Raw genomic sequence first — 13,651 nt, forward strand, 5'->3', positions numbered from 1 at the left:
ATTCCCTCCCTTTGGACTATCGGATTTGGCCGTTTCCGCGTACGACATACTTGTAAGAAGTGAGCGCTGGCAAGCCCATTGGCCCACGAGCGTGAAGCTTTTGCGTGCTGATGCCGATCTCGGCACCGAAGCCGAATTCTCCACCATCTGTAAAGCGGGTAGAGGCGTTGTGATATACCGCTGTGGCATCGATCGCAGTCAAAAACTGACGGGCTGCGACTTCATCTTCCGTTACAATTGCCTCTGAATGGCCGGAAGTATGCGCTGTAATATGTTCAATGGCATCGCCCAGGCTATCGACAGTGCGAACCGCCAGAATTAGCGAAGAGTATTCCGTATCCCAGTCATCTGCCGTTGCATCCTGTAGTTGAGAGTTGAGGTCGGAATGCAGCTCTATCGTACGCTCACAAGCACGGAGCTCAACGCCCTTCGCCAGTAGCTTTTGGAGCAAGGCTCGTTGATTTTCCTGTGGCCAACTGCGGTTCACGAGCAGTGTTTCGGCAGCATTGCATACGGCAGGCCGACTCGTTTTGGCATTGATCACGATGCTTTCAGCCATGTCATACTGAGCCGCTACATCCACATAAATGTGGCAGTTGCCGACGCCTGTTTCGAGTACAGGAACACTTGCGATTTGCAGAACCCGCTGGATCAGTCCTGCGCCACCCCGAGGGATGATGACATCGACGAGACCATTGGCGGTGCACAAGTAATCAACAGAGGCATGTTCGGCAAAAGGCAAGTACTGCACCGCTTCTGCGTCAAGTCCGGTCGCAGTGAGTGCTTGACGAATGCTAGTCGCCAACGCGAGATTGCTGTGAACAGCGCTGTGGCTGCCGCGCAAGACGATCGCATTGCCCGTTTTGATAGCGATAGCTGCTGCGTCAACGGTGACGTTCGGTCTGGCTTCGTACACCATTCCAATGACGCCGAGAGGGACGCGGATTTGTTCGATGAAAAGTCCGTTTGGACGTGTCCACGAGTCGATGCGTTCTCCGACTGGATCATCGAGGGATACTAGCTGCGTCATGCTATCCACGAGCTGTGCAATTCGCTCAGGCGTCAACAGGAGACGATCCAGATAGGAGGCTGGCTGACCGTCTGCTTCCGCGATGGCGAGGTCCTTGGCGTTTTCTGAGAGAATGACGGTCTCATCAGCCAGCAACTGGTTGCCGATTGCGACGAGCACTTGGTCTTTTTCTTTGCGAGAGAGTATTGCCATTTTTCGTGAAGCCTGTTTGGCCAGGGTCATTCGTGTATGCACTTTTTCTTTCAAGCTTTCCATGGTTTCTCCAACTCCTTCTTTCTATCTACATGGATTCGTTTAGATGACAGGCGTCCATTCATCCCGATGTATAACAGTACCGCTGTGTCGCGTTACGTTATCAGGGGAAAGAAAATCACTTAACTGTGCTGCAGTAAATCTGCTGATACCGCGACCAATCAACGTACCCTCATAGTAAACCTCGATAACCTCACCTTGCTCGAACATGCCGGATACATCGCGGACACCTGCCAAGAGCAAGCTTTTGCTGTTTTCCAAAATCGCTTCCGCTGCACCGCTATCAACCGTGATTTTTCCGCGGGTAGGGGAGTGAAGCGCAATCCATTGCTTGCGTGTAGGAACGCTGTTCGTTGCAGGTGCTTCTGGATGATAGTTGACATAGGTACCATTCCCGTTGCCAGTAAGGACATCCAGCAAATCAGTGGTATTCGTTAATTTTCCGATAAAGCTCGGAATTCCTAATGATTGGGCGGTTTTTGCTGCGATCAGCTTGGAGCGCATACCGCCTGTTCCCAGTTGGGAAGCTCCGCCGGCAAGTGCCTCGATTTCGTCCGTCACACATTCGAGCCAGCCCATATGTTTTGCATCAGCATGATAACGTGGGTCTTTATCATACAAACCATTCGTATCAGTCAGGATCGTGTACAAATCAGCATGGATGAGACCAGCGACGAGTGCGCCAAGCATATCATTGTCTCCGAAGGTCAATTCCGCAACGGATACCGTGTCGTTTTCGTTGATGATCGGCAAAATGTTTTTATCCAAAAGAAGTGACAACGTAGAAAATGCGTGCTGATACCGTTCCTTATGTGAAAAGTCACCGCGTGTCAGCAAGATTTGCGCCACGCTGAAGTTATGAGCACCAAACATTTGCGTATAGGTTTGCATCAACAAGCTTTGCCCGATGGCCGCCGCTGCTTGCTTGGCTGCCAAGGATCGCGGTCGCTGCTGATAGCCGAGACTTTGATAGCCGCTGGCGACAGCTCCCGAGGAGACTAAGACAACCTGATGACCCGCTTCGCGCAATTGGCTGATAGCCGAGACGAGCAGCGACATTTTCGCCGGATCAACACCGCCTGTAGCTGCTGCAATCGAACTGCTCCCCACCTTTACTACCAAACGCAACTTAGTCTTTTTCATGCGTAAAACCCCCTTCTTGCATACAAAAAAGCCCTCTCGTCTCTTTGATAAGGACGAAAGGGCTTGATAACCTCACGCGGTACCACCTTATTTGACGTTTTGGACTGAAGACATACTTCAGCCAAGAAACGCCCGGCTCTCTTTCTTTGATAACAGGTGAAAGAAACCTGTCCAGGTCTTCCCTGGATGCTCTGGGGTGGGTTCAAACCGATTCAAGGACGAAACCTCTCAGCCGGTGGATTTCGCTCTCTGGACCTGAAGGGCGGTTTTACTATTCCCCGTCATTGCCGCTCACTATGTGCTTATTAATTCACTATTATTCGCTTGGTCTGCAAGAAATGTCAAGAGGCTTATTGAAATTGTTCATTCCCATAAGCGCCCATCCGTGATTTGATTTCGAACCGTTTGGTCTTTTGATCGCGTACGAGCCGGTAGCGAAGCGTACGGTCAGAAGCAAAGGAAGAATCGGTTACATCATCCACGGTCACACTGAGTTCTCCATTGTTTTTTTGGACAGTCGTGTTTCGTACCGAGATCAAAGTCGGATAGTCGACGCGTGGGATTGCTACGTATACTTTTTCCTTCACCAGCTTGGTTGTCATGTTGTCGTACATGGCTTCTGCCAGTGGACGGCTCCAAAAACGACCGAAGTACCCCGTTATCTTGTCTTTACTGTCGAAGCGCTTAGGCAATTCACGAAAGACGAGACCATCCTCAATCATAGATTTTCCTTTCGCATTGTCCGCAGCAGCATAATATACATTTTCCAGCTGATGCTCGGCTTGCGTCAAAAAGAGGACCACATCCATTTTGTTATCGCCAAGCTTTTGGATGGCAGACTGTTTGGCAGGCTTGCTCTGTGTTTTGACCTTGGTCTTTGCTTGCTGCTGCTTTACTTGCGTCATGCATCCAGTGACGAGCAAAGAAAGAGCGAGAATAAACATCCAGTTTTTCCAGTTGACTTTCATGGCGCACCTCACTTGGGAGCAGTCGTTTTACGTTAGCCTGTGTGTCAAAAAAGAGAAATAGCCCAGTTAATATATGGATAGGGGTTGTCTGACTCTCGGATTATGTCTATCATGGAGAGAGTTGGACAGATCGAACGATTGAGGTGGAATATATGTTTGGGTTTGGCAAAAAGGCAAAAAAGCCGGACGGTATTGATGTTTTGATTATCAAAACCGACGAAGCGAAAAATCGCAACTTTTATCAGGTTGCTTTTCCTAGCGTGGTAGCGAATGATATTTTGTCCATGCTGCAAAAATTGGAAAAATCAAAAATGAACAAGCAAGAGTTCCTTGGGGAAATCGGCGGTTTCCGTATCGTAACCCACTTAGAAGCCTTGACTAGTTTTGAAATTTTGGATGATGCAGATATGGAGGCGCAGCCGGTACAAATTCAAGATTTTGCCAATATGCTTCTGCGTCGTTTGGAAGCGTTGGAGGAAAATGGAAAACTGGACGGAAACGAAGATTTAGCATTCATCATGGGCGAGCTGACTATGCTGCGTGATGGTAGCTTTGTACCACAAAACTAATCATGAGAGTCGTTGGGATAACCGACGGCTCTTTTTCTTTTCCCGGAACTTTTCTTAGAGCTACTCGTAGTAAATGGAGTGGAAGTAAATTGGAAAATGGAAACGGCGGGGAGAGGGGAGAAACAGCGATGATAGAACTTGTCAATGTGACGAAAAGCTATAACGGCACGATAAAAGCAGTTGATCAAATGAATCTCACAGTGCCCAAAGGAGAAATTTTTGGTTTCCTCGGCCCAAATGGAGCTGGTAAGACAACCACGATCAAAATGATCACAGGTATCACACGTCCGGATCAAGGTGAGATCACGATCAATGGAAAAAATATTCGATCCGAAGCGCTCGAAGCAAAACGCCAATTCGGTTATGTACCGGATAGCCCTGATCTTTTTTTGCGCCTGAAAGGTCTGGAGTATGTCAGCTTCATGGCAGATATTTACGAAGTACCCCAAGAGGTACGAGGAAAACGGATTTTACAGTTGGCGGATCGCTTTGACATGAAGAACGCTTTAGGGGATCCGATTCAGAGCTATTCGCATGGCATGCGACAAAAAATCATGATCATAGGGGCGCTCATCCATCAGCCTGAAGTGTGGATTCTCGATGAGCCTTTGACCGGGCTCGATCCCAAGTCATCCTTTACGTTAAAAGAAATGATGCGTGAACATGCGGATAGCGGTCGAAGCGTATTCTTTTCGACACACGTACTGGAGGTTGCTGAGAAGCTGTGCGATCGAGTCGGAATCATCAACAAAGGTAAAATCTTGTTCTGTGGAACCTTTGCTGAGCTGCGCGAGCATTATCAGTCAGACGTATCACTGGAAAGCTTGTTCCTGGAGTTGACCAAGCATGAATAAAGTGCTGATTTTGACGAAGATGATGATGAAAAACGCGGAGCCAGCCTGGAGAGTGGAGAAAGGGAGTGGCTGGAAGACCGCTCTGTTACTTATTGTCATTGCACTAGGCGTCCTTCCCATGATGGCTTCGGCTGTACTGGTGATTTCTGAGTTGTATGACGGATTGGCGCTGATCGGACAGCAGGGGGCTATACTCGGATTTGGCGTAGCCGTGACATCGCTTGTCATCTTTTTATTCGGGATTTTGTACGTCTTGAGTGTCTTCTACTATTCCAAGGATGTTGAGCATTTGTTGCCGATGCCGCTTGCTCCAGGACATATTCTCGGAGCCAAATTTTCTCTTGCACTCGTGTATGAATATTATACAGCGCTGGTTTTCCTGGGGCCTTTGTTCATTACGTACGGCGTGAAAAGCGGCGCAGGGATCATGTATTATCTACTAGCAATCCTTGTCTTTTTGGTTGTTCCTGTTTTGCCGCTTGTGCTGGCTGCTCTTGTTGTGATGCTGTTCATGCGTTTTACAAACGTCAAAAAATACAAGGAGCGCTTCCGTATCATCGGAGGGCTGATCGGGATTGGAATTGTCGTGGGTTTTCAAGCGCTGTTCCAACGTCAGTCTAGCGGAAGTGAATTTGGTATTGAGCAAATTCAGCAAATGCTGTTGACACAAGAAAATGGGCTGTTGGGCTTAGTCACCCAGCTGTTCCCTGGAAGTAATCTGGCTGCCCTTGCTTTGATAGACAGCGGTACTTGGGGTTCTCTCGGCTATCTGTTTGCTTTCCTTCTCGTGGCGATTATAGCTATAGCCGCCTTTCTCTACGCCGGAACGTATCTCTATTTTTCGGGTGTGATGGGAATGAGCGAGTCAGTCGCCAAACGAAAAGAAGTTGTCGATACTGCTTTCGCCAAGCTTGTCCAAAAACGTCCGGCTATACTGGCATACGCGCTCAAGGAATGGAGAATGTTATGGCGGACACCGGCATTTCTGATGAATTGTACGTTATCCAGCATTCTGATTCCGATACTCATGTTGATCCCCTTTCTTAGCCGTCGTGACAGTGGGGAAATGATTTCATTCGTTCAAACTGTCATGCAGAGGGGCTCGGTAGCGGGTATGGTAATAGCGATCGCCTTTGCTGCTTTCCTTATCATGGGTGCCATGAATAGCACCTCTGTAACTGCCATATCCAGAGAGGGACAGGGATTCTTTACGAACAAGCTACTGCCCATGCCATATCGCGACATCCTGTTGGCAAAACTGTTCCCAGGATTCGTGCTAAGTGCACTGAGTATGCTGCTGCTGCTTGCAGAGGCCGTATGGTTTTTACAGCTTTCTCCTGCCATTATCATACTTGCCATCGTGAGTGGAATTCCGGGGCTGATTTTTATCAACATGGTCGGAATCTTGGTGGATTTGCAGTTGCCTAAGCTGCGTTGGAGCTCCGAACAAGAGGCCGTCAAGCAAAATCTCAATCCCCTTTTCCCGCTGGTAATAGGCCTTATGGCAGGAGGCCTAGTCGTCCTAGCCAGCTCTTCGTTGGGGACATCGATGTTAGAAACGGCTCTTGGGATTTTTGTCCTGTTCACTCTCATTAACATTTTCTTATATCGGTTGCTTGTGACCAAGGGACCAGGCTGGTTAGAGCAGATTGAAGGATAGTCAGTGCATAGTGAAAAAGGATATAATTGGGCCGCTACTACAAAGTGCGGCTCTTTTTCATTTGTTTTGAAAAAGTATAACAAAGTTCCGTTTTCATCCCGATACAAGAAAGGGAGAGATCAGACCCAGGAAAATAGACCAATATGGCAGGAATGGATGCTACTGGGGACGAATTCCAAAAAAAAGGGAGTAAGGAATTGATCATGGAAAGAAAGGAGCTATCGTAAGTCATGGTAAAGCGTTTTGCTATCGTTTTTCTCTTGGCACTGCTAGTGGTGCAAAGCGTTTTTTCAGGGAGTGCGAATGCGGCTGCACCTGGCATGTATACGGATATACAAGAACATTGGGCGCGTGAGCACATCAACGAAATGGCGGATCTGGGCATCGTAAAGAGGAAGGGATATCAGCCTTTTTACCCAAACAAGCCAGTTACTCGAGGCGAAGCTTTGGCTATGCTGAATCGCGTATTTGAGACGGTATATGGACCGATAGAAAAGCCAGAACGCAAGCCAAACCTGGATCATCGCTATCTACTCCGGGGGGAAGTAGATCAACTGCTGAGCAATCTAAAGACCATGATGAGAATCGAAACAGACGATCTGGGCAAGTTTGATCCAGGAGACCGGATGCTGTACTATCTATATTTGGCTGAAACCGGACACCTGATGAAAAGGCAAGAGAAGGAAAATCCGGACTGGTGGATGTCCAGTGCCGGCATGCAGTGGCCATTGTCGAGAGAAGAGGCCAGCTTGATGCTGTTTCATATGCTGGCACCGCAAAAATTCCGTACAGCCAATATTAAACCACAAGATACAGTCTCTTTCTTTAACAGCTATTACGAATGGAAGCGCGACCGATTCTATCGGGATACATATTCACCGTACCCGTTGGCGATCCGGGAATTCAATCTGTTTCTCACGGACAAGACCTTTTCTCCAAACAAGATCCTGACGCGTGCAGAATACGTTGTCGTGATGCATCGACTGATTGATTATTACCGGATGGATGCAGCTTCGCAGTTCCGTGGTTCACCTGCGAATCAGCAGCACATTGCGCAGGTGTATGTACGAGCAGCGAATTTGGCATACGAAACCAAAAATCAGAAGCAGCTGTCTGTACTCTTTACAGACGATACGCTCAAAAGCATGGCAAAGCTGGAGCAAGTGCCCACGTACAACGGACCCGTAAAAGTATCGGTCAAGGCAGACGAAAACAATTCGAAAACCCTCTGGGTGATTGCTCATTATCTAGACCCGAAAAACGGTGACTTCCAGATTGAATACCGATTGGAAGGAGACGCGTCCAACGCTTACGGACGCAAGATCACCACGCTGATTTACTCGCAAAAATAGTACAGAATAAGGGGCACCGGACAATCGAGTGTCCCTTTTCTTTTCTTTCTTACAAAGAAGCGACAAGAGACGATTGCAACTGACAGAATTTTCGATTACAATAAAAACTGAACGGTGATTCAGTTGGTGGGAGCGTAACATCTCCGGGCGTGTAAGACAGCCAAAACGTGGGATGTCATTTTTTAACCCACATACTGAATGAGCATTCATTCAACAAGAGACATGTGCTGATGTGCACAGGAATATCTATAGAGAAAGTAGAAGTTTTAAAAATGCTCTGCTAGTCTGAATATTAGGTATTCACTGTTGCGAGGCCATTCTTTTTACCATGAATAAGCCATGACTAGGTTTTTAAAAAGGAGGATTTGGAGATGGAACGCAAAATTCGCAAGGCGGCAGTTCTCGGTTCAGGCGTCATGGGCGCTGGGATCGCAGCACATTTAGCCAACGTCGGTATTCCCACTTATTTACTGGACATCGTGCCGCGTGAATTGACAGCAGATGAGAGTAATAAAGGACTTACTTTGTCTGATAGCGCGGTGAAAAACCGGATCGCACAAGCGGGCCGTGACCGACTTTTGAAGGAGAAGCCGGCGCCGCTCTACGATAAAAAGAACATCGACCTGATTACAGTTGGTAACTTCGAAGACCATCTTTCTTGCTTGAGCGAGGTCGATTGGATTATTGAGGTAGTTGTCGAGAACATCGAGGTGAAGAAAAGCGTCTTCGCTATGGTAGAAGCGCATCGCAAGCCAGGGACAATCGTGTCTTCCAATACGTCCGGTGTTTCTATCAATGAAATGGCAGAGGGACGTTCTGATGACTTCCGCAAGCATTTCCTTGGCACGCACTTTTTTAACCCACCGCGCTACTTGAAACTGTTGGAGCTGATCCCAGGTCTAGATACAGACCCGCAAGTTATCTCTTTCATGAAGCATTTTGGTGAGCATGTGCTCGGAAAAGGAATGGTCGTTTGCAAGGATACGCCTAACTTCATCGCCAATCGCATCGGTACATATGGATTGCAGGTTTCGATCCACGAAATGGTGCGACTGGGGCTTGGGGTAGATGAGATAGATGCGTTGACAGGTCCGGTCATCGGCCGTCCGAAGAGCGCTACGTTCCGCACACTGGATGTCGTCGGACTGGATACGTACGTACATGTGGCGGGTAACGTCAGGAACAAAAGCACGGATGAACAGGAGCGCTCGGTTTTCGAAGTGCCGGAGTTCGTTCTGCAAATGGTAGAGAAAAGATGGATTGGGCAAAAAGCTGGTCAAGGCTTTTTCAAGCAGGTGAAGACGGAGAAAGGCAAAGAGATCATGGCACTGTCGGTTGACACGTTAGAATACCGTCCAAGTGTGAGGCCAAAGTTCCCTTCCCTCGAAACAGCGAAAACAGCCAAGACATTGCCTGAGAAGTTGAGAGTCCTCGCATACGGCAAGGACAAGGGCAGTGAGTTTGTCTGGAGTGTTTTCAAAAAGGTACTGCTGTACTCTGCGGAAAAGGCTCATGAGATCGCAGATGATATCGTCTCTGTTGATCAGGCCATGAAGTGGGGCTTCGGCTGGGAGATGGGACCATTCGAAACATGGGATGCCATCGGTCTAGAAAAGTCAGTGGCGAGAATGCGTGAGGAAAACGAGAAGATTCCGGCACTCGTCGAGGAGCTGCTCGCGAGTGGGAAAACCTCCTTTTATCAACAAGAGCAAGGGAAGCGCAGCGTGTTTTCTATCGGAGGCACCTACAAGGACGTCGAAGAGAGCAAGGAAAACATCAACTTGGCAGCACTTAAGGAGCAAGGCAAGCTGATCAAGAAAAATGCGGGTGCCGCCTTGATCGATTTAGGAGATGGAGTCGCATGTCTGGAATTCACCTCTCCGCACAATGCGCTCGGGATGGATGTTCTGCACATGGCGAGTCAGGCCGCAGAAGAAGTGCAGAAGAACTTCGCTGGTCTGGTCATCGGTAATCAAGGCAAAAACTTCTGCGTCGGGATGAATCTCGCAATGGCGTTGATGGAAGCACAGGATGAGAACTGGCTGGAGCTCGATATGCTCGTCTCGAATTTCCACAAAACAGCACGGGCACTGCGCTACATGCATCGTCCAGTCGTCGCAGCACCGTTTGGGATGACGCTTGGCGGCGGTGTTGAGGTGGCCTATCTCGCGGATCGTGTACAGGTATCAGCAGAGACGTACCTTGGACTGGTAGAGGTGGGAGTAGGACTTCTGCCTGGTGGCGGAGGAACGAAGGAGATGCTGTTCCGAGCAATGGAAAACGTTCCAGAGGGAGGCAGCGTGCCAGTTGATCCGTTCCCGTTCGTGGCGAAGGCGTTTGAAGCTATTGCTATGGCAAAGGTATCTACGAGTGGTCAGGAAGCTATCAACCTGGGGTACCTTCGACCGACTGACCGCATCAGCGTGAATGCCGATCATTTGTTATACGATGCGAAGCAGCTGGTGCTCACGATGGATAAAGAGGGCTACACGCCGCCAGCGCCACGCAAAATTCGCGTCATCGGTGAAACGGGTTATGCGAACCTGCGCCAAAATATTTATGCCATGAAGAAGAGTGGATATATTTCCGAGCATGATGAGCTGATCGCAAGCAAAGTTGCTTATGTCATGTCTGGTGGTAACGTGCCAGCGGGTACAGAAGTGACAGAGAGCTACATTCTGGAGTTGGAAAAGCAAGCGTTCCTCGAACTGATCAAGACACCGAAAAGCCAGCAACGGATGCAGCACATGCTGACCAAAAACAAGCCTTTGCGTAACTAGGGAGAGGGAGGGATAACGATGAGAGAAGCAGTTATTGTCGCGGGCGCCGCACCGCTATCGGTAAATCGAAAAAAGGAAGTCTCAAGGATTTTCACCCAGTCGATATGGGAGCTGCAGTTGTAAGTGACCTGTTGCGCCGCGTACCACAGCTCGATCCAGCTGATATCGAGGATATCATCATAGGGACGGCTGTACCGGAAGCTGAGCAAGGCATGAATATGGCTCGCTTGATCGGACTGCGTGCCGGATTGCCGACAAATGTATCGGGAATCACGATCAATCGCTTTTGCTCCTCTGGTTTGCAGACGATTGCTTACGCTGCTCAGCAAATCATGGTTGGCAGCTCCGATGTGGTTGTCGCTGGCGGGGTGGAGAGCATGAGTCTGGTGCCGATGCTCGGTCACAAAATCGCACTCAATCCGATTCTGGTAGAAACGAAGCCGGAAGCGTACATGAGCATGGGCCATACGGCTGAAGAAGTAGCGAAGAGGTACAACATTTCTCGTGAGGATCAGGATGCTTTTGCTCTGCAAAGCCATCAGCGTGCGACGGCTGCGATAACTTCAGGGAAATTCCAAGATGAAATCGTACCATTGAAAATCAAGCAGCATTTTGTAGATGAAGCTGGCAAGGTTCACGTCCAGGAACGTGTTTTTGACAAAGATGAAGGAGCGCGTTCGGACACGACGATGGAGGCACTCGCCAAGCTCAGGCCGGTCTTTCATGTGCAAGGCAGCGTAACGGCAGGAAACTCCTCGCAAACGAGCGACGGCGCGGCGGCAGTTCTCGTGATGTCTGCCGAAAAGGCAGCCGAGCTGGGTGTCGAGCCGATTGCCAAGTTCCGTTCCTTTACGGTTGGCGGCGTAGACCCTGATGTCATGGGGATTGGTCCGGTTGTCGCGATTCCAAAAGCTTTGAAGCTAGCGGGAATTAGCTTGGAGGATGTCGATCTGTTTGAGTTAAATGAAGCTTTTGCTTCTCAATCGATTGCCGTCATTCGCGAGCTGGGACTCGATCCTGAAAAGGTCAATGTAAATGGTGGGGCAATTGCATTAGGGCATCCACTCGGTTGCAGTGGTGCCAAGCTGACCGTCCAGCTTTTGAATGAAATGAAGCGCAGAGGTGGCAAATACGGAGTCGTTACGATGTGTATCGGTGGTGGAATGGGAGCAGCTGGCGTTTTTGAGATGATCTAATTTTAAAAATAAGGAGTGGGATAGTAATGGCAGAAACAAAAGATTTGATCCGCGGTGGAAGCTTTTTGATCGATGCAGGTTCAGCAGATGATGTATTCGTGCCAGAAGAATACACCGAAGAGCAAAAGATGATTGCCAAGACGACGGAGGATTTCGTAAATAATGAAGTTCGTCCTCATCTGGAAGAGCTTGAAAACCACCAATTTGATATTTCGGTTCGTCTGTTGAAGGAAGCAGGGGAGCTCGGTCTGTTGGCTGGTGACGTTCCAGAGAAATACGAGGGACTGGGGCTGGATAAAGTCAGCACTGCACTCGTCACAGAGAAGTTCTCTCTAGCTCGCGGCTTTGCGCTCAGCTACGGCGCCCATGTTGGTATCGGGTCACTGCCGATCGTGTACTTTGGAAACGAGGAGCAAAAACAGCGCTATCTGCCTGATCTGGCGTCTGGAAAACGAATCGCTGCCTACTGCCTGACAGAGCCAGGCTCTGGCTCGGATGCGCTGGGTGCGAAAACGACAGCGACTCTCTCCGCAGATGGCACGCACTATATTCTCAACGGAGAGAAGCAATGGATCACTAACGCTGGCTTTGCTGATGTATTCATCGTATACGCGAAAATTGATGGCGAGAAATTTACTGCCTTTATCGTCGAGCGCACATTCCCAGGTGTTTCGTTTGGACCGGAAGAGAAGAAGATGGGGATCAAATGCTCCTCGACACGTACGGTCATTTTACAAGATGTACCTGTGCCAGTAGATAATCTGCTCGGTGAGCCTGGAAAAGGTCACGTGATCGCGTTCAACATCTTGAACGTTGGTCGTTACAAGCTCGCGGTGGGCGCAGTCGGCTCCGCGAAAAAAGCGGTGGAACTCGCGACGAACTACGCAAAAGAACGCAAGCAGTTCAAAACGCCAATTGCCAACTTTACTTTAATCAAAAACAAGCTGGCGAACATGGCAGTGAAAACGTATGCGGCTGAAAGCTCCGTCTATCGGACAGTGGGTCTGTTTGATACAGCACTGACTCGCTTGGGTGAAAAAGCGGATGATGGCGCGGAGGTTGCGAAGGCGATTGCGGATTATGCGATTGAATGCTCGATCAATAAAGTATTTGCCACTGAGGTTTTGGATTACTGCGTGGACGAAGGTGTGCAAATCCATGGTGGATACGGCTTTATGTCCGAGTATGAGATCGAGAACATGTACCGTGACTCGCGGATTAACCGCATTTTCGAAGGAACGAACGAAATCAACCGCATGCTCATCCCGGATACGCTCGTGAAAAAGGCGATGAAAGGCGAATTGCCGCTCATGCAAGCAGCAGGTAGTCTGCAAGCAGAGCTGATGAGCTATTACCCAGAAGAGATTGAAGATGCACCTTTAGCTATGGAGAAGCATCTGATCAACATCACACGCAAAATCATTTTGATGGTGGCTGGTTCTGCGATGATGAAATACCAACAAGCGATGTCCAAAGAACAGGAACTCTTGGCATTCGCAGCTGACATGCTGATCGAGCTATATGCAATGGATAGCATCGTGAAGCGTACAGAGAAAGCAATGGCGGCAAATGGCATCGAAGCCGAGCAGCAAAAGCTGGAAATGACCGCTGTCTATGTGCATGAGGCATTCGACCGTATCGAAGGCTGGGCGAAGGAAGCATTGGCGACGATGGAAGAGGGTGACGAGCTTCGTCTACGCCTCTCGATCCTGAAAAAGCTGACCCGCCGCACGCCGATCAATACGGTGGCACTCAAACGTTCGATTGCGGATCGTGTGATCGAAGCGGGAGCATATGTGGTGTAGTTCTAAATAGTTAAATGGAAAAGGAGCAAAGCTCAAAGCTTT

At 49.0% G+C, this 13,651-nt stretch carries 9 protein-coding genes and 1 pseudogene; 7 read left to right on the forward strand and 3 right to left on the reverse strand.

Annotation, left to right across the window (positions count from 1 at the left end; all coding sequences use genetic code 11):
- Positions 1 to 16: 16 nt before the first annotated feature.
- The 3 genes from ACQ5DJ_RS04795 to ACQ5DJ_RS04805 all read right to left on the reverse strand — a co-directional run bounded on the left by ACQ5DJ_RS04795 (position 17) and on the right by ACQ5DJ_RS04805 (position 3,393).
- Positions 17 to 1,285, reverse strand: a complete 1,269-nt coding sequence (locus ACQ5DJ_RS04795; protein ID WP_429841423.1) for a glutamate-5-semialdehyde dehydrogenase — start codon at positions 1,283 to 1,285, stop codon at positions 17 to 19.
- 39 nt (positions 1,286 to 1,324) lie between these two features.
- Positions 1,325 to 2,425 carry a glutamate 5-kinase gene (proB, locus tag ACQ5DJ_RS04800; protein WP_429841424.1) on the reverse strand — a complete coding sequence of 367 codons (1,101 nt, stop codon included), beginning with the start codon at positions 2,423 to 2,425 and terminating at the stop codon, positions 1,325 to 1,327.
- A gap of 350 nt (positions 2,426 to 2,775) precedes the next feature.
- Positions 2,776 to 3,393 carry a hypothetical protein gene (locus tag ACQ5DJ_RS04805; protein WP_429841425.1) on the reverse strand — a complete coding sequence of 206 codons (618 nt, stop codon included), beginning with the start codon at positions 3,391 to 3,393 and terminating at the stop codon, positions 2,776 to 2,778.
- Between the two features lie 152 nt (positions 3,394 to 3,545).
- On the opposite strand from ACQ5DJ_RS04805, the gene ACQ5DJ_RS04810 reads away from it, so the two are divergent.
- The 7 genes and pseudogenes from ACQ5DJ_RS04810 (at position 3,546) to ACQ5DJ_RS04840 (ending at position 13,609) form a co-directional block, all read left to right on the forward strand.
- Positions 3,546 to 3,962 carry a hypothetical protein gene (locus ACQ5DJ_RS04810; RefSeq protein ID WP_429841426.1) on the forward strand — a complete coding sequence of 139 codons (417 nt, stop codon included), beginning with the start codon at positions 3,546 to 3,548 and terminating at the stop codon, positions 3,960 to 3,962.
- A gap of 128 nt (positions 3,963 to 4,090) precedes the next feature.
- Entirely contained in the window at positions 4,091 to 4,816 is a 726-nt protein-coding gene (locus ACQ5DJ_RS04815; RefSeq protein ID WP_429841427.1) for an ABC transporter ATP-binding protein, read from the forward strand.
- Positions 4,809 to 6,476, forward strand: coding sequence for a putative ABC transporter permease subunit (locus tag ACQ5DJ_RS04820; RefSeq protein ID WP_429841428.1), 1,668 nt, complete (start codon positions 4,809 to 4,811; stop codon positions 6,474 to 6,476). The genes ACQ5DJ_RS04815 and ACQ5DJ_RS04820 overlap by 8 nt, the downstream gene beginning before the upstream one ends.
- A gap of 230 nt (positions 6,477 to 6,706) precedes the next feature.
- Positions 6,707 to 7,828 (forward strand): S-layer homology domain-containing protein, encoded by a 1,122-nt coding sequence (locus ACQ5DJ_RS04825; RefSeq protein WP_429841429.1) that lies wholly within the window; start codon positions 6,707 to 6,709, stop codon positions 7,826 to 7,828.
- 371 nt (positions 7,829 to 8,199) lie between these two features.
- A complete protein-coding gene (locus ACQ5DJ_RS04830; RefSeq protein ID WP_429841430.1) occupies positions 8,200 to 10,608 on the forward strand; it encodes a 3-hydroxyacyl-CoA dehydrogenase NAD-binding domain-containing protein in 2,409 nt (802 codons plus the stop codon).
- A gap of 18 nt (positions 10,609 to 10,626) precedes the next feature.
- A pseudogene (locus tag ACQ5DJ_RS04835) lies at positions 10,627 to 11,804 on the forward strand (acetyl-CoA C-acetyltransferase).
- Positions 11,805 to 11,830: 26 nt separating this feature from the next.
- Positions 11,831 to 13,609, forward strand: a complete 1,779-nt coding sequence (locus tag ACQ5DJ_RS04840) for an acyl-CoA dehydrogenase family protein (protein WP_429841431.1) — start codon at positions 11,831 to 11,833, stop codon at positions 13,607 to 13,609.
- Positions 13,610 to 13,651: the final 42 nt, after the last annotated feature.

The organism is Brevibacillus sp. FIR094 (assembly GCF_050477165.1).
Taxonomy (GTDB): Bacteria; Bacillota; Bacilli; order Brevibacillales; family Brevibacillaceae; genus Brevibacillus.